This is a genomic window from Streptomyces griseorubiginosus (assembly GCF_017614965.1).
Taxonomy (GTDB): domain Bacteria; phylum Actinomycetota; class Actinomycetes; order Streptomycetales; family Streptomycetaceae; genus Streptomyces; species Streptomyces griseorubiginosus_B.
The window spans coordinates 48,625-65,957 of sequence record NZ_WVUG01000010.1 but is presented as its reverse complement, the minus strand read 5'-3'; the positions used below and the strand labels follow the sequence as shown (position 1 = coordinate 65,957).

12 protein-coding genes are annotated in these 17,333 nt (G+C 71.2%); 5 read left to right on the top strand and 7 right to left on the bottom strand.

The window, feature by feature from the left end; all coding sequences use genetic code 11:
* Positions 1–181: 181 nt before the first annotated feature.
* Positions 182–2,527 (bottom strand): glycoside hydrolase family 65 protein, encoded by a 2,346-nt coding sequence (locus GRC12_RS03650; protein ID WP_208777329.1) that lies wholly within the window; start codon positions 2,525–2,527, stop codon positions 182–184.
* Positions 2,524–3,264 (bottom strand): HAD family hydrolase, encoded by a 741-nt coding sequence (locus GRC12_RS03645; protein WP_208777328.1) that lies wholly within the window; start codon positions 3,262–3,264, stop codon positions 2,524–2,526. Before GRC12_RS03645 ends, GRC12_RS03650 begins: the two co-directional genes overlap by 4 nt.
* 101 nt (positions 3,265–3,365) lie before the next feature.
* On the opposite strand from GRC12_RS03645, the gene GRC12_RS03640 reads away from it, so the two are divergent.
* Entirely contained in the window at positions 3,366–4,004 is a 639-nt protein-coding gene (locus tag GRC12_RS03640) for a nucleoside/nucleotide kinase family protein (RefSeq protein WP_208777353.1), read from the top strand.
* Between the two features lie 10 nt (positions 4,005–4,014).
* On the opposite strand, the gene GRC12_RS03635 is transcribed toward GRC12_RS03640, so the two are convergent.
* The 5 genes from GRC12_RS03635 to GRC12_RS03615 all read right to left on the bottom strand — a co-directional run bounded on the left by GRC12_RS03635 (position 4,015) and on the right by GRC12_RS03615 (position 10,818).
* A complete protein-coding gene (locus tag GRC12_RS03635; protein WP_208777327.1) occupies positions 4,015–5,838 on the bottom strand; it encodes a hypothetical protein in 1,824 nt (607 codons plus the stop codon).
* 13 nt (positions 5,839–5,851) lie between these two features.
* Positions 5,852–7,558 (bottom strand): hypothetical protein, encoded by a 1,707-nt coding sequence (locus GRC12_RS03630; protein ID WP_208777326.1) that lies wholly within the window; start codon positions 7,556–7,558, stop codon positions 5,852–5,854.
* Between the two features lie 2 nt (positions 7,559–7,560).
* Positions 7,561–8,463, bottom strand: coding sequence for a carbohydrate ABC transporter permease (locus GRC12_RS03625; RefSeq protein ID WP_208777318.1), 903 nt, complete (start codon positions 8,461–8,463; stop codon positions 7,561–7,563).
* Positions 8,460–9,371, bottom strand: coding sequence for a carbohydrate ABC transporter permease (locus GRC12_RS03620; protein WP_208777317.1), 912 nt, complete (start codon positions 9,369–9,371; stop codon positions 8,460–8,462). The genes GRC12_RS03625 and GRC12_RS03620 overlap by 4 nt, the downstream gene beginning before the upstream one ends.
* Before the next feature lie 118 nt (positions 9,372–9,489).
* Positions 9,490–10,818, bottom strand: coding sequence for an ABC transporter substrate-binding protein (locus GRC12_RS03615; RefSeq protein WP_208777316.1), 1,329 nt, complete (start codon positions 10,816–10,818; stop codon positions 9,490–9,492).
* A 233-nt stretch (positions 10,819–11,051) separates the two neighbouring features.
* Here GRC12_RS03615 and GRC12_RS03610 point away from each other — a divergent pair, with 233 nt between their 5' ends.
* From GRC12_RS03610 to GRC12_RS03595, 4 genes are all read left to right on the top strand, one after another.
* Positions 11,052–12,230, top strand: coding sequence for an ROK family transcriptional regulator (locus GRC12_RS03610; RefSeq protein WP_208777315.1), 1,179 nt, complete (start codon positions 11,052–11,054; stop codon positions 12,228–12,230).
* Positions 12,231–12,273: 43 nt separating this feature from the next.
* Positions 12,274–13,380, top strand: a complete 1,107-nt coding sequence (locus tag GRC12_RS03605) for a Gfo/Idh/MocA family protein (RefSeq protein WP_208777314.1) — start codon at positions 12,274–12,276, stop codon at positions 13,378–13,380.
* A 191-nt stretch (positions 13,381–13,571) separates the two neighbouring features.
* Positions 13,572–15,482 carry a phosphatase PAP2 family protein gene (locus GRC12_RS03600; protein WP_208777313.1) on the top strand — a complete coding sequence of 637 codons (1,911 nt, stop codon included), beginning with the start codon at positions 13,572–13,574 and terminating at the stop codon, positions 15,480–15,482.
* 92 nt (positions 15,483–15,574) lie between these two features.
* Positions 15,575–17,272, top strand: coding sequence for a phospholipid carrier-dependent glycosyltransferase (locus GRC12_RS03595; protein WP_208777309.1), 1,698 nt, complete (start codon positions 15,575–15,577; stop codon positions 17,270–17,272).
* Positions 17,273–17,333 lie beyond the last annotated feature (61 nt).

The window sequence follows — 17,333 nt, the reverse complement described above, 5'->3', positions numbered from 1 at the left end:
GTTCGGGGCGGTGGGCGGCCAGGAACTCGGTGAAGGACGCGCTGCCGGGGGTGAAGAACTCCTCCCCCAGCCGGCCCTCGCTGTCACTCGCCACCATGCCCGTCCCCCTCCGGTCGTCCCGCGCCGACACAGCACTCCTACCTGAAGCGGTCCGCCGGGAAACGCCACGAGCCGGCGAAAGCTAGCGGTGGGCGTTCGGCCTGCGGTGCGGCGGCTGTTCCGGGGCCGGGCGCGAGGGCACGGGCGGGACGACGAGCACGGCCGGGGCATCGGCCCGTACCGTCACCGGGGTGCCGTGGTGCTTGATGGTCAGCGGCGGGCCCGAAAGGAGCGTGTACGTGGCCTTGTCCGGACCGATCTCCACCCGCAGCCGGCTCTGCAGCAGCTGGAGGCTGAAGGCGAGGCGGCTGAACCGCTCCGGCAGCCGAGGCGCGAAACACAGGCCCGTGCCGTTGCGCCGCAGCCCGCCGAAGCCGGCGACCAGGGCCGTCCAGGTGCCGGCGAGCGAGGCGATGTGCAGTCCGTCGCGGGTGTTGTGCTCCAGGTCCGCCAGGTCCATCAGCGCGGCCTCGGCCGTGTAGTCGTAGGCGAGCCGCAGATGACCGGCCTGCGCGGCGATGACGGCCTGGCAGCAGGCGGACAGCGAGGAGTCGCGCACCGTCAGCGGCTCGTAGTAGGCGAAGTTGCGGGCGATGTGCTCCTCGTCGAAATAGCTGCCGCAGGTGTACATCGCCAGCACCAGGTCGGCCTGCTTGATCACCTGCTTGCGGTAGAGGTCGAAGTAGGGGAAGTGCAGCATCAGCGGGTACTGGTCCGGGCCGGTGGCGGCGAAGTCCCAGCGCTGGTAGCGGGTGAAGCCCTCGTGCTGCTCGTGCACCCCGAGTTCGTGGTTGTAGGGGATGTGCATGGCCTCGGCGGCGTCCCGCCAGGCGGCGCTCTCCTCGTCGTCGACGCCCAGCTGTGCGGCCCGGTCCGCATGGCGTTCGCAGGCGTCGGCGGCGGCCAGGAGGTTCGCCCGGGCCATCAGGTTGGTGTACGTGTTGTCGTCGGCGATCGCGCTGTACTCGTCGGGGCCGGTGACGCCGTCGATGTGGAAGGCGCCCCGGTGGTCGTGGTGGCCCAGCGAACGCCACAGCCGGGCCGTCTCCACCAGCAGCTCCGTGCCGGCCTCCCGCTCGAACTGCGTGTCCCCGGTCGCCGCCGTGTAGCGCACGACGGCGTCGGCGATCGCCGCGTTCACATGGAAGGCCGCCGTGCCGGCCGGCCAGTACGCCGAGCCCTCCGAGCCCTCGATGGTGCGCCAGGGGAACGCGGCCCCCTTCAGGCCGAGTTGGGCCGCGCGCTCCCGGGCGGCCGGCAGGGTGCTGTGCCGCCAGCGCAGCGCCTCGGCCACGGCGCCCGGCGAGGTGTAGGTGAGCAGCGGCAGGACGAAGGCCTCGGTGTCCCAGAAGGCGTGGCCGTCGTATCCGGAGCCGGTCAGGCCCTTGGCGGGAATCGCCCGCTGTTCGGCGCGGGCGCCGGCCTGCAGGACGTGGAAGAGGGCGAACCGGACGGCCTGCTGGATCTCCTCGTCCCCGTCGACCTGGACGTCGGCGCGGGCCCAGAAGTCGTCCAGGTAGCCGCGCTGCTCCTGAAGGAGCCCGTCCCAGCCGCTGTGCCCGGCGGCCGCCAGAGCCGCCTCCACCTGGTCGCTCATCGCGGGCCGCGAGCGCACGGCGGACCAGCCGTGGGCGACCAGCTTCTCCACCCGCAGCTTCTCCCCCGGCTCCAGCACCGAGGTGACCGTCAGCCGGGCCACGTCCACATTGCTCTCGCTGGCGTACGTGGTCCGTTCCGGGCCGGACACGGTGTGGTCGGCGGCCACCGCCACCCGCAGTCCGCTCCGCCTGGTCCGGTGCACCAGGCGCAGCCGGTGCCCGACGGCGACGTCCTCCTCCGCCTCCAGCGGGGACTCCAGCGCCTTCGAGCCGCGCGGGTCGCCGTTGGATCCGGGCAGGCTCTCGTTGGCGACGAGCTCCGACTGGATCACCACACGGGAACGGCTGTCGACGGCCTCCACCTCGTAGGCGACGGCGGCGACGGCCCGCTGGGTGAGCGAGACCAGGCGGGTGGAGCGCACCCGCACGGTGGTCCCGGCCGGCGACGTCCATTCGCACGTCCGCTCCAGCACCCCCCGTCGCAGGTCCAGCAGCCTCTCGTGCGAGGTCAGCCGCCCGTAGCGCAGGTCGAAGGGCTCGTCGTCGACGAGCAGGCGCAGCACCTTGCCGTTGGTGACGTTGATGACGGTCTGCCCCGACTCCGGGTAGCCGTAGCCGGCCTCCGCGTAGGGCAGCGGGTGCAGTTCGTACACGCCGCCCAGGTAGCTGCCGGGCAGGCCGTGCGGCTCGCCCTCGTCGAGGTTGCCGCGCCAGCCGACATGGCCGTTGGAGAGCGCGAAGACCGACTCGCTCTGCGCGAGGACGTCCAGGTCCAGCCTGGTCTCGCGCACGGCCCAGGGCTCGACGGTGTAGGAGCGGTGGGTGATCACGCCCGGCCCCCCAGTTCGGAGAGGTCCTTCACGACGACGTCCGCGCCGTGCGCGGACAGCGCCTCGGCCTGTCCGACCCGGTCGACGCCGACGACGTAGCCGAAGTGGCCGGAGCGGCCCGCGTCCATCCCCGCCAGGGCGTCCTCGAAGACGGCCGCGTGCGACGGCTCGATCCCGAGGTCGCGTGCGGCCGCGAGGAAGGTGTCCGGGTGCGGCTTGCCCGGCAGTTTCCGCTCGGCGGCCACGACACCGTCGATGCGGACGTCGAAGAGGCCCTCGGCCTTGATCGAGCGCAGCACGTCCCGGGTGTTGGCGCTGGAGGAGACGATCGCCGTGCGCAGGCCCTGGGCCCGCACGGCCTCGATGTAGCGCAGGGTGCCGTCGTACGCCTCGACGCCCTCGGTGCGGATCTTCTCCAGCACCAGGAGGTTCTTGCGGTTGCCGACCCCGTTGACGGTCGCCGCGTCCGGCGGGTCGTCCGGCCGCCCCTCCGGCAGTTCGATGCCGCGGGAGGCGAGGAAGGTGCGCACGCCGTCGGCGCGCGGGCGGCCGTCGACGTACTCGTCGTAGTCCGCTCCGGCGTCGAAGGGCCGGAAGTCCGCGCCCTCGCGCTCGCGCAGGAACGCGTCGAACGTCTCCTTCCAGGCGGCCGCGTGCACCACGGCCGTCTTGGTGACGACCCCGTCGAGGTCGAAGAGACAGGCCTGGATGTCTTCGGGGAGACCGAGTTGCGTCATAGAGCTACGGTTCCCCGCACACGCGACGCACACCTTGTGGCGCACGCCACATGGGTCAATCGTGCGGGGACCGCGCGGGTGACACACTCTGCGGTGTGCCGCTGACGACGACCTTCGACGACCTGCTCCTGCGTGCCCGCGACCTCACCGGTTCAGGGCGGCGCGCGATCCTCGGGATCGCCGGCAGCCCCGGCGCGGGCAAGACGACGCTGGCCGAGCGGCTGGTGCGGGAGCTGAACGGCACCGGGCGCCCGTGGGTGGCGCAGGTGCCGATGGACGGTTTCCATCTCGCGGACGTCGAGCTGGACCGGCTGGGACTGCGTCGGCGCAAGGGCGCGCCGGAGACGTTCGACGCGGCCGGGTACGCGGCGCTGCTGCGGCGGCTGCGTGACGAGACGGAGAGCGAGGAGATCGTCTACGCGCCCGGTTTCGAGCGGGTGCTGGAGCAGCCGATCGCGGGGGCGGTCCCGGTGCTGCCCACGGCCCGGCTGATCGTCACGGAGGGCAACTACCTGCTGCTGGGCACGGGGGCGTGGAAGCGGGTGCCCGAGCAGTTGGACGAGGTCTGGTTCTGCGAGCTCGGCGAGGAGGAGCGGATCCGCCGTCTGGTGGCCCGGCACGAGGAGTTCGGCAAGGGCCACCAGGAGGCGGTGGACTGGGTCCTGGGCAGCGACCAGCGCAACGCCGACCTGGTGGCGGCGACACGCGATCGGGCGGACCTGGTGGTGCGCTGCGGGTGAGGCGGCCGGCTCAGGGCCGCAGGGTCAGTACCGGTTCCCCCCGGTCGTCGTCGGCCCCGATCACGGCGGTGAAGGCGTCCGTCCGTACGGTCAGCCCTTCCCCGGTGCGTTCGACCGCCACGCTCAGCGGCTCCGCGGAGCCGTACCGTACGGCGAACACGTGAAGGTCTTCCGGCGCGTCCGGCACCGGGCCCGCTTCGTAGGCGGTGGAGCTGACGAGGTGGCGCCAGCCCTCGTCGGGGTTGCCGTAGCCGCGGGGGTCGGCGGCGAGGGCGAACGCGGCCTGTTCCTGGGCGAGTTCGGCGCGCGCGTCGAAGTGTTCCGGCCCCGTTGCCCGCGGGTGGGTCAGTCGCAGGGTCCCGGCCGACGCCACCGCGCCCGTCGCGGTCCGGCGGACCCGGTCGCCGTCGTCGGCGGCGTAGGGCAGTCCGGCGAGCAGGTACGGCTCCCCGGGAAGGCGTTCGAGGGCGACCGTCGTCCACAGCCGCGTGCCGTCGGTGACGTACAGGGAGCGCACGTGCCGCAGGACGTGGTCGCGGCCCACGACCGGTTTGCTGACGAGCTTCGCCGTCAGCGTGCCGGTGCACACGTCCCGGACGCGGACCTCGCCCATGGGGCGGCAGAAGACGAAGCCGTCGAGCACCGGGCCGAAGCCGTGCTGGCGGTTGACGGCGGCGGGCAGGTAGTAGGTGCCGCCCGCCTCGACGACGGACGGGGTCATCCGGTCGTCGAAGGCCACCGAGACCGTGCCGACGCGCAGTTGATGGCGGGCGGGTGCCGTGGACGGTTCGCGGTGCCAGCCGGTGCCGTCCTGGATCTGCCAGACGAGCATCCAGGCGAAGTGGCCGTCGACCCCGCCGTCCGCCTGTGCGGCGTACCGCGCCCAGCGGCTGTCGCCGCGGTAACGGCCGAGGTCGGAGCCGACACGGGCGCTGAAGTAGCGCAGCCCGAGCACCGACTCGAAGGCGGAGTGCTGTTCGCTGTAGCGCGGTCCGCCGTTGTCGAAGCCGCCGCCCGTCAGACGGGCGTCGATGTAGCGGGCGAGCGCGTCGCCGTCCTCGGCGAAGACCGGCTCGCCGCTGATGCGGTGGGCCTGGGCGAGGAAGGACAGGGAGATCGGACCGTAGTTGTTGTCGTAGGCGCCGCGGTGCTCGGGCGGCAGCAGCGCGCCCCGGTCCAGGACCCGGCGGGCGCGGATCTCGTCGAGGTACAGCCGCAGGGCGCGCTCGCGCATCGCGTCCGCCGGGGCGTGAGGCAGATGGCGGGCGAGCATCAGTCCGCCGACCACGCACCCGATGGCCTGGTTGCCGGCCTCCTGCGGGTTGAAGAAGGTCGCCTCGGTGAGCCAGCGCCAGTAGCCCCGCGCCACCTCCAGCAGCTCGGTCCGCTGCTCCTCCTCGACGAGTCCCTCGGCCAGGTCGAGTACGTTGACCGCTTGCAGCAGCGCCCACACCGTGCTCGGCCAGTCGCCGATGGGGTGCGCGCCGGCTTCGAGGACGTAACGGGCGTACGGCAGACCGGAGTTGCGGACCCTGAGGTTCGGGTAGCCGGGGTTGTCCTCGCGGTAGACCCGTTCGCGCAGATGGAAGGCGAGACTGCGGTGCACCGCCTCGGGCAGGCGCGGATCCTTGGAGCGCTGCCAGGCGAGGGCCAGCAGGGAGGTGACGCCGAGGGAGGTGTCGCCGATGTCGTCGTCGGCGTCGGGGTGTTCGAGGCTGCCCTCGGGGGTGAGGCGTGCGAGGGCCTGCTCGATGACGTCGGCGAGGACGGCGTCGTACGCCTCCGGGGTGTCCGGCAGGTCGTGCAGCGGCCCGAGCTGGCGTGGGAGGTGCAAGGAGATCAGCCCTTCATGCCTGAGATGCGGCGCGCAGTGTCAGGGTCAGTGTCTGCGGTCCGTGGCCACCGAGGTAGACGCGGTTCCCGGTCGTCGCGTCCGTGCCGCCGACCACGGTGTGGTCCTGCCCCGGGTCGTAGCGCAGTACGTCGCTCCGGTCCGGTCCGGCGAGCGGTCCGCCCGTCTCGACGGCGGCCTTCACCTGGATCTCGTCCTCGCCGACGCGGTAGGTCAACGGCTCGGTCGTCAGGCACCAGCGTCCGTCGCCGAGCGGTACGGCGCCCTGTGGCTCGCCGCCCGGCCGGAAGGTCAGTTCGAGGGCCCAGGGCACCGATGGGCCGCCGATGTCGATCCGCAGGTCGGCCCCGTCCTCCCGCAGGTCGACCTCGACTCGGGTTGTGTGGGAGACCTCGTCCTGAGGGCGGTCGGGGAAGGCCATCGCCGCGGAGAAGCGGCCCTCGTCCACCAGACGGTAGGCGCCGTCGTCACGCCTGAGGTCCTTCGGGAGCGGCTGGTAGTAGGCGGTGGTGAGGGTCTGGGTGAGCCGGTACCGGTTGTCGGCGAGCCGTTCCATGTCGGCGGCGCGGAACGGGCCCAGGTCGAAGAACACCCGCGAGAGGCGGACCGCGTCGAGGATCGCGGCGCCGGCGAACAGACGCAGGAAGGTGGGGTTGCAGGCGAGGCCCGAGCGGATGCGCCGGTGCTCGGGCACGTCGGAGCCGCCGTAGACCACGGTGTGCGCGGTGGCCGAGACGTGTGCGGCGAGGCGTGCGGTGCGGAGGTACCGGTCGCGCGGGAGCTTCTCCGCGTCCGGGGCCGGCAGGGCGCGGCACAGCTCCGGGGTGAGGAGGGTCTGGGCGAGCAGGTCGGGGTCGTTGATGCCGTCGGCGGCCGCCAGGCGGGCCGCGTGGGCGAAGTCGCCCCGGCCGGTGCGGATCGCGAGCAGCCGGTAGTGCGGCAGATAGGGCCACAGCGCGAACGACTGCCTCTGGTCCTGGCGGCGCGAGTGGACGGTCTCCACCGTGCCGTCCGGTCTGATCAGGTCCAGGGTCGCGGTGAGGTTGCGTTCGACGGCGTCCAGCAGGTCGCTGCGCCCGAGCACCTCGGCCAGCAACAGCAGCGACGGGTTGGTGACGATGGACGCGTAGACGGCGCTGCGTTCCGAGTACAGGCCGTCCGCGTCGATGTCGACGCCCTCGGCGAGCCACTCCTCGGCGCGGGCGAGCAGCCGGGCGTCCGGGAACGAGCGGTGCAGCCGGGCCAGCGCCGCGGACAGCTCCCAGCGGTGGTTCGGGGTGTGCACCCCCCCGGTCAGGAGAGGGCCGGTGGCGGCGCCCGCGATGTCGGCGAGCGCCGCCGTGACGTCAGCCAGTTCCGGCCCCGCGCCCGCGGCGAGGACGTGCGCGTCGCACACGTCGTTGACGGTGAACGCGGAGTCCGGCGGCGACTGCACGTTGTCGCCGCCCGCGAACAGGCCGGAGGCCGTCTGCAGGGACCGCAGGGAACGGAGGTGGGTCAGCGCGGCGGCGACGGCCCGCTCGCTGCCGTGCAGGACCGACTCCGGCGAGCGGTACGCAGCGACCAGGGTCTTCACATGCCGGGCCAGGGCGCGGTGCGGCCCGATGAACTCCGCCGACGGGTCGGCCTCGAGCAGCGTGGCCGAGCCGTCGGCGGCGAGCGCCGCCGCGCGGACGAACTCGTGGTCGAGCAGGGCGGTCAAGGTCAGTCCTTCAGTCCGGCGTTGATGTCGGCACTCATGACGTAGCGCTGGAAGACCAGGAAGATCACGATCAGCGGGATCATGGAGATGACCGACGCGCCGAGCAGGACCGACCAGTTGATGTTCTGTGCGCCGACGATGGACTGGATGCCGATCTGCACGGTGAACTTGTTGGGGTCGTTGAGCATCAGCAGGGGCCAGATGTAGTCGTTCCACCGCCACTGGAAGGACAGGATGGCGAGGGTCAGCATGATGGGCCGGGAGAGCGGCACCATGATCCGCAGGAAGATCGACAGTTCGCGGGCGCCGTCGATGCGCGCGGCCTCCACGAGTTCGTCGGGGACCGTCAGGAAGAACTGCCGGAACATGAAGCATCCGGTCGCGGTGAGCACGGCCGGGAGGATGATGCCGGCGAAGGAGTTGTAGAGGCCGAGGTTGCGGACCACCAGGAACTCGGGGGCGAGCATGACCTCGCTGGGCAGCATCGTGGTGGCCAGGATGCAGATGAAGAAGGCCTTGAGCCACCTGTTGTCGTACTTGGCCAGCGCGTACCCGGTGCAGCAGCTGACACCCACGGTGAGGATCGTCGTGATCACGCACACGATGGTCGTGTTGATGAAGTACTGGGAGAAGTTGGCGCTGCGCCAGGCCGTCAGGTAGCCCGACAGGGTGGGGTGGTGCGGGACCAGGGTGAGCGGATAGGAGAACAGGTCGCTGGCCGGTTTGAGGGAGCTGAGGATGAACCACAGCACCGGCAGCCCGTAGAGGCAGGCGAGGAGCCACAGCAGGGTCGTCGCGGACACCGCCTGCCGCAGCCCACCGGTGGGGGAGCCGCCGGACCGCTTCTTGGAGACGGCCGGTCCGGAACCCTTCTCGACCGGGCGTGGGATGTCTGTGGTTGTCATCGGTTCTCCACCCGCCGGTTGACGATCAGCTGGATGATCGCGACGGCCATCAGGATGAGCATGAGCACGAACGACGCGGCGCTCGCGTAGCCGATCTGGCCCCGTTTGAAGCCGGTCTCGTAGATGTACTGGACGAGCAGGTTGTTCGAGGTTCCGGGTCCGCCGTTGTTGAGGGCGACGAACACCGGGTACTCCTTCATCGCGTTGATCGTGTTGAGCAGGATGACGATGAACGAGGTGGGCGCGATGCTCGGCAGCGTGATGCTGATGAACTGGCGCCACGGCCCGGCGCCGTCGAGCGAGGCCGCCTCGTAGTACGACACCGGCACGTTCTTGATCGCCGCGATGAACAGCAGCATCGTGAAACCCGTCCAGGCCCAGGACGCCGCCATCACCACCACCAGCAGCGACAGGTCCGCGTTCGACTGCCACGGAACGGCGCTTCCGCCGAGCTTCTCGATGACGTAGTTGACCAGGCCGAAGTTCTCACCGAACAGCCACCGCCACAGGACACCCACGACGATGGGCGACAGCAGCCACGGGATGAAGAAGATGACGCGGGCGACCGACGCGCCCTTGGCGTGCTTGCTCACCACCAGGTTGGCGGCGAGCAGGGAGAGCGCGAAGTTCAGCGGGACGAAGAGGACGGCGTACAACACCGTCCGGGTCAGGGCGTCGTAGAAGGTGGAGTCCCCGAACAGGTTGTGGTAATTGTCCAGTCCGATGAACTGGAACGCCCCCACACCGGTGTAGTTCGTGAAGGAGTAGACGAGCCCGATCACCGCCGGCCACACGAAGAACAGCCCGAAGAGCACGACGTTGGCCGCGATGAGGACGAGCGGCGCAAGGGTGTACTTACTGCGTCTCCTGGGCGGACTCACGGACACGTCCGAGGCGCTTTTGGTCATCTTCCTGACTCCGTGCTGGTGGAATGGATTCCTGTGGGCTCACGCCGATGAGCCCGACATCACGTGGGCACGCGTGAGGCCGGGCGGCGGAGTGTCGTCCGCCGCCCGGCCCACTGTCCTACGATGCGCCGCCGACCTGCTGGTTGTAGCCGGCCACGATGTTCTCCAGGGCCTTGTCGGACGACTGCTGGCCGTTGATCGCCTTGCCGAGTTCCGTCTTGGTCGGGTCCTCGGTGAGGCTCTTGCCCTTCAGCACCCACTCGGTCTGCGCGTTGTTGAAGTAGCCCGAGATCGGGGCGTAGAGCGGGATCTCCTGGTTGTACAGCTTGAACGCCGCCTGCGCCGCCGGGGAGGTGAAGGGGTACTTCGGGTTCAGACCGCTCTCGACCGGGAGGAAGCCGGAGGACTCCACCAGCTCGGTGTACTGCTTCGGGTCGTAGATCCAGGTCATGAACTTCTTCGCGGCGGTGGCCGCGGCGCCGTTGTTGTTGAAGCCGACCATCATGCCGCCGCTGTTGACGTCACTGGCCTGCACCGGCTGGGCCGGGGTCGGGACGCTCGCCCAGTCGAACTTCTTGATGCTCTCCGCGAAGGACGCGACCTGCCAGACGCCGGACCAGTAGGCGACCACGTCACCACTCTGGAACATGGCGGACGGGTCGGCGCCGCTGGTCCACACCGACTTCGGCATGGTCTTGTCGTCGTTCCAGCCGACGAAGGTCTTCACGGCCTTCTTCGTCGCGTCGTCCACCGAGAACTTGCCGGAGGAGTCCGCGTGGACGTACTTGCCGCCCATCTCGTACACCATGGCGCGCAGCCGGGAGGGCGACTGGTCGAACGCCAGGGAGTACTTGGCGCCGGTCTTCTCGCGGACCTTGTTGGCCGCCGCGATGAAGTCGGTCCAGGTCCAGGTCTTGTCGGGCGAGGTCGGGAAGGAGACGTTCGCCTTCTTGAACAGCGACTCGTTGATGAACAGGCCGGAGGCGGTGACGTCCGAGGGGATGGACAGCACCTTGCCGGAGGAGTCCTTGGCGAGGAAGTTGGCGTTGATGTTGTAGCTCTTGTTGTCGGCGATGGAGCTGAGGTCGATCAGCTTGTTCGACCAGATCGGGTCCAGCGCGGGCACGGCGGCCACATCGGGCAGGGAGTTCGCCTGCGCGGCGTTGTGCAGCTTCGTCGTGTAGCCGTCGTAGGGGATGTTGACGAGCTTGACGGTGACGCCGGCTTCCTTCTTGTACTGGGAGACCAGCTTCTTCCAGCCCGCGTCCTGGCCCGGAACCGTGGAGATCCAGAACGTCAGCGACTTGGAGTTGCCGCCCGAGCCGGAACCCGACCCGCAGGCGGAGAGCAGCAGGGCACCTGCCGTGGCCACGGCAGCGAGGGGAACCAGGCGGCGTATACCGCCGCGGCCGAGTCGGCGGGAGCGCCGCACACCCACACGGGTCATTTCGATCCCTTTTCGTCGTAGCGGACGGAGCCCGGCGCCGGCCGCTGGTTGTTGCAGGTCCCCGTTTCCTATCACTGCGATGGAATACCCACAAGGGTTATCGCGGCTCGTTGCGGATCCGAAATCCTCGGCCACCCTTGGCAACACGGCGAAGGCTGGTAATCTCCGGACAGCCAGGGAACACGTATGCGGACGGGACTTATCCTCAGTCCGATGGATTATGGGGGAGGGTTGTGAAGCGACCGGCGCCACGTACGGCGACAACTCGGCACGTCACCCAGATCAACCGGACCGCGATACTAGACGTCCTGCGGGAGCACGGCCCACTGTCCCGGCGTGACATCCAGCAGCGCACCGGCCTCGGCTCGGCCACCATCGAGCGGCTGTGCTCCGCCCTCCTGGAGGAGGGCGCGGTCGAGGCCGCGGGCCAGGTGCGCCAGTCGGTCGGCCGGCCCTCGACCCTGCTGCGCTTCGCGTCCTCGGCCCGGGCCATCATGGCCGTCGACGTCACCGAGTACACGGCCCGCGGGCGCCTCGTCGACCTGGGCGGAAGCACCCTCCACGAGGAGAGCCACACCTTCGCCCTGGAGGGCCAGGACGCGGGCGCCGCGCGCATCGACGGGCTGCTCGGGCTCGTCGACCGGCTGGCCTCGCCCGAGACCGGTGTGACGGCCCCGATCGTCGCCGTCGGCATCACCGTTCCCGGCATCGTGCACGAAGGCGTGGTGACCAAGGCGGTCGAGCTCGACTGGCAGGAGGTGCCGCTCGCCGACATCGTCTCGGCCCGCAGCGGGCTGCCGATCCTCGTCGAGAACGACGCCAACGCGACGGCCTACGGCGAGTGGCACAGCGGCGCCCTCGCGAACGCGCACAGCGCCGTCGCGCTGGTGCTCGGCGCCAGACTCGGTGCGGGCATCATCAACGAGGCGCGCCTGCACCGCGGGCACCGCTCGGCGGCGGGCGAGATCGGCTTTCTTCTCACCTCCAGCGCGTCCTTCTCCCGCTACTTCACCGAACAGGGCGACGTCGACTCCACCCTGGCGGCGCAGGTGCTTCCGTTCGCCGCGCGGGAGGGTCTGCACGGCAAGCGCATCGGTCCCGCCTTCCGCGCGATGATGGCCCGCTGCCGGGCGGGCGACAGCGAGGCCGAGCAGGCCCGCGACGAGTTCTTCGACTCCATCGCCCTCGCCCTCGTCGCCACCTCGGTCGTGCTCTCGCCCCAGGTCATCGTGCTCGCCGGCGCCTTCGCCCAGTACAGCGAGGAGTCGGCGGAGCAGCTGACCCGGCGCCTCGTCGGCCGGATCCCCTGGGTACCGCGCATCGCGGTGAGCGACCTGGGCTTCGACGCGGCGATCACCGGCGTGAGCGCGCTGACGATCGAGCACGCCCGCTCCGCGACCTACCTCGCATGAGCCTCCATCCAGCCCCCACAAGCCCCATCAAGACGGAGCACGCGTGAAGGACGAAGAGATACGGATAGCGGTCGTGGGCACCGGCGACGTCGCCATGGACCACGCGGCCGCCCTCACCGCCCCGGGCCCGGTCCCCGCGAGGATCGTGGCCGCGGCGGACACCGACCGGACCCGGCTGGAGGCCTTCCTGGCCAAGCACGGGGCCCCGGCCGGTTACGACGACCTCGACGTGCTGCTGGAGCGGTCCCGCCCCGACCTGGTGTACCTGTGCACACCTCCCGGTCTCCACCGCGACCAGGCCCTCGCCTGTCTGCGCGCCGGGGCCAGTGTGCTGGTGGAGAAGCCCCCCGCGCTGTCCCTGCGGGAGTTCGACGAGATCGCCGGTGCCGCGAGCGGACCGCCGTGGTTCGCGACCGTGTTCCAGCACCGATTCGGCCGCGGCCAGGCCGCGCTCAAGTCCCTGGCCGCCTCGGGAGTGCTGGGCCGCCCGCTGCTGGCGGTCTGCCACACCACCTGGTTCCGCGACCAGTCGTACTTCGACGTGCCCTGGCGCGGCCGCTGGGACACCGAGGGCGGCGGGCCCACCATGGGGCTCGGCATCCACCAGATGGACATGATGCTGGACCTGCTCGGCGACTGGACCGAGATACAGGCCCTCACCAGGACGCAGGCACGCCGTACCGAGACCGAGGACGTCTCGATGGCGCACGTGACGTTCGCGAACGGCGCCGTCGCCTCCGTGGTGAACAGCTCCCTCTCGCCGCGCCAGGAGTCCTACCTGCGTTACGACTTCGAGTACGCCACCGTCGAGGTCACCCACCTGTACGGCTACCGGGACGAGGACTGGCGGGTGACCCCGGCACCGGGACACGACCACGTCCTCACCGAGTGGAAGGCCGCCATGGACGGCGCCGGGGACGGGGCCGGCGCCCAGAGCTCCCGCAGCGGTCACTGGGCGCAGTTCGCCAAGGTGTTGTCCAGTCTGCGCGAGGGCACCCCGCCGCCCGTGCCGCTGGCCGAGTCCCGGCGCACCCTCTCCCTGGTGGCCGCCCTCTACGCCTCCGGCGCCGCCGGCCGTCCCGTCAAGCCCTCGGACGTCGCTCCCGGCACGCCGTTCTACGACAGCATGTCCGGCCGGCGTCCCGACTGACACCGCGTTCACCCGCACGACAGGTCCCGGCCGCCCAACCCCCGCCGCCGGGACACGAACCGGCCGTAGATCTTCGCACAGACGCATCGGTCGACCCGGGCGGCTCACGCACCGTCCACGAGTCCCCCACGAGCGCACGCCATGTCACCCCCTTCGGCCGCAGGGCCGCAGAACTGAAGAGAGGCACACGCATGCCGTCATCTGCCGGGCACCGCTCCCCCTCCGTCGGCAGACGGGGCTTCCTGAAGACCTCCCTGGGCGCCTCGGCGGGTGTGCTGGCCGCGCCCACCTTCGCCTCCTGGCTGGCCGCCGCGGACGCCAAGGCCGCGACCGGCCCCGCCGCGTTCGTCGACGACTACAAGACCAACCTCCCGACGAACCTCACGCCGGAGACGAACGCGGTCGTCCGGATCCTCGGCGGCTTCGCGCAGGTGTGGAAGACGGGCGGCGCCTGGAACACCGGCACGCCGCTGCAGCCCGAGCTGCTGCGCGCCAACGTCCGCTACAGCGTCCGCATCACGCGTGCGCGCACGCAGGAGCAGGCCAAGGAGGCGTTCATCTACGACCGCCAGCACCAGAGCTACGCGATGATCGCGGGCCTGGGTCCGCTGGCCGACCTGTACAGGGCCGGCGCCAAGGCGGTCACCTCCATCACCAGCGCCCCCGACGGCACTCCGCCCACCACCGTCAGCGACGCCGTCCCGGCCGGCGCCCCGGCGGGCTCGGCGCAGGGCGCCGGTTCGCACGACTCCGATCTCGGCAAGGTGGCCGAGCTGGTCGACACCGTCCGCGGCACCTGGGCGTCGGGCAACCCGTCCAAGTACGCCTATCAGTACCCGCGGCCCTGGCGCATGAACGAGGACAGCCAGGTCGTCGACACCGGCAGGACGGACGCGTTCGGCTACCCGGTCTACGACTCGCAGGTGGTCGTCGCGCCCCAGCTGCTGCGCCAGCGCAACACCTCCCCCACCGACGACGGCGGCTTCCCCAGCGGCCACACCAACGCCTTCCACCTGGCAGGCCTCGCCTACGCGTACGCCGTGCCGGAGCGCTTCCAGGAGCTGGTGACGCGGGCCCTCGAACTCAGTCACACCCGGATCGTGGCGGGCATGCACTCCACGGTCGACGTGATCGGCGGCCGCATCATGGCCACCGCGCTGGCCGCCGCCACCCTGGCCGACCCGGCGAACGCGAGCCTGAAGGCGGCCGCCCGCGCCCAGGCCCTGGCCTACTTCACCCAGAAGACCGGCACGAACGCCGACACCCTCTTCGCCTACGCGCACTCCGACGCCTCCGACCCCTACGCCGACCGGGACGCCAACGCCTGCGCGGTCGCGCCCCGCCTGACGTACGTGCTCCCCCGTCGGGGCCGGAACGTGCCGCTGACCGTGCCCAAGGGCGCGGAGGTGCTGCTGGAGACGCGGCTGCCCTACCTGGACGCCGACCAGCGCCGGGAGGTGCTGCGGACCACCGCGCTGCCCTCCGGGTACGTGCTGCTAGACGGCTTCGAGCAGTGGGGGCGGCTGAACCTGTTCGCCGCCGCCGACGGTTACGGCGCCTTCGACTCCGACGTGACGGTGACGCTGGACGCTGCCGCGGGCGGCTTCGGCGCGGCCGACAGCTGGCGCAACGACATCGACGGCGACGGCGGGCTGACCAAGCAGGGCACCGGCACGCTCACCCTGACCGGCCACAACACGTACACGGGCGGCACCGTGGTGAAGGACGGCACGCTGGTCGCCGCCTCGTCCCACGCGCTGGGCCACGGGGACGTGCGGGTGTCCGGCGGCACGCTGCGGGTGCAGCGCCCGGTGCAGGTGCACGGCGTCTACTCCCAGGAGTCCGCCACACTGGCGCTCACGCTGCGCTCGGGCCACGAGCCCGCCCTGGAGGTGACGCGCCGGGCGCTGCTCGGCTCGGGCAGTGTGCTGTCGCTGCAGCTCGACGCCGACCGGCCGCCGGCCGCGGGCCGCACGGTGCGCGTCCTGGCGGCTCCGGCGCTGCGCGGCCAGTTCGACCGCGTGGAGCTGAACTCCGACCGGCTGCGGGCCGTACCCGTCTACACGACGGAAGGTCTGTCGGTACGACTCCTGAAGCGGTGACGCCCGAGGGCGGGAGCTGATGCGAGAGTAGGGCCCATGAGAAGGGCCCGGATCGCTCCCGCCCGCCCGCGGTCCCTGTCACCGCGGGGCGGATGATGGCGCACGAACAGCACTCGGTCCTCGATCCCCGGGCGCCGGACGGCGAGGAGCGGCCGCAACCCCCGGTGACGGTCGCCCCGCCGCCCGGCCGGCCCTGGCGGCGCCTGCTGCTGCCGCTCCTGGTGGTGGTGCTGCTCGCCCAGATGGCCGCCGCCATGGTCACCACGGCCGTGCAGCAGACGCCGACGATCGACGAGCCGATCTACGTCGCCACGGCCGCCGACTATCTCCACGAGCACCGCGTCCGCCTCAACCCCGAGCACCCCCCGCTCGGCAAGCTCGTCATCGCCGCCGGGGTGGCGATCGCCGACCCGCACCTGGACACGTCCTACAAGGGCGACCAGAGCCGGTTCGCCCAGCATCTGCTCTACGCCTCCGGCAACGACCCCTGGCGGCTGATGTTCTGGGCCCGTCTTCCGGTGATCGTGCTGACGCTGCTGTTCGGGCTCGTGGTGTTCGCCTTCGCCCGTGAACTGGCGGGCCCCGCGGCCGGGTTGGCGGCCCTGGCGCTGTACGCCTTCTCCCCCGACCTGATCGCCCACGGATCGCTGGCCACACTGGACGTGCCGGCCGCGGGCTTCGTGCTGACCTCGGCCTGGCTGTTGTGGCGATCCCGCAGGCGGCCCCGGCTCTACGTCCCCCTGGCCGGGCTGGCCCTGGGGGCGGGCCTGGCGACCAAGATGAGCGTGCTGCCGGCGGTTCCCGTGCTGGTGGCGCTGGCCGCGTGGGCGGTGTGGCGGCCGGGGTCCGCGGACCGGCGCCGGGCCCTGGCGCGCTCGCTCGGGGCCGCCTGTGTCGTCGCGGTGGCCGCCGTGGCCGTCGTATGGGCGTCGTATCTCGTGGTCGATCCGCGGCTGCGGTGGTCGCCGGCCGGGCAGCAGGTGCCCGCCGTGCACGGGCTCAAGGGGCTGCTGGTGCGGCTCATGCCGGTCCCCGAGTCCTACCGGGACGGGATGCGCATCCAGTTCGGGCTGGAGAAGTACCCGTGGCAGGGCTTCCTGTTCGGGCATCTGTACACCGGGTCCCGCTGGTACTACCTGCCCGTCGCACTGCTGGTGAAGACACCGCTCGGCATGCTCGCGCTGTGGGCCGCCGGTGCCGTCGCGATGGTGACCGTACGGCGGCTGCGGCCCGCCGCGCCCTATGTGCTGGTCCCGGCCGCCGTGCTGATGGCCTCGGCGATGACCGGCTCGCGGGACTTCGGGACCCGCTACGCCCTCTTCATGCCGATGTTCCTGGCGGTGGCGGCCGGGTCTGTGCTCCTGGTGCGGTGGCGGTGGGCGTCGCTCGCGACGGGGGCGCTGGTGGTGTTCGTCGCGGTGAGTTCGCTGCGGACCTTCCCCTACTACCTGCCGTACTCCAACGAGGCGTTCGGCGGGCCGTCCAGGACCTATCAGCGGCTGCACGACTCCAACGTGGACTGGGGGCAGGACCTCGGCCGGCTCGCCGACCGGCTGCGTGAGCGGTACCGGGGCGAGCGGGTCTGGCTGGTGTACAAGGGCAGCGGTGTGCCCGCCTACTACGGCATCGACGCGTCCGATCCGCGCAAGGTGCCGGCGCGTCAGGTGCACGGGCTGCTGGTCGTCTCGGACACGGCGCTCGACAAGGCGCGCGGGCAGCTCAGGACCCTGATCGACAGCAGCCGCCCGGTCGACGAGGTCGGTCATTCGATCACGATCTACCGCCGGTGACACGGCGTCCCGGCGGGCGATCGGTGGATCCGTCCGGCGGTGCCGGATGCGCCCGTACAAG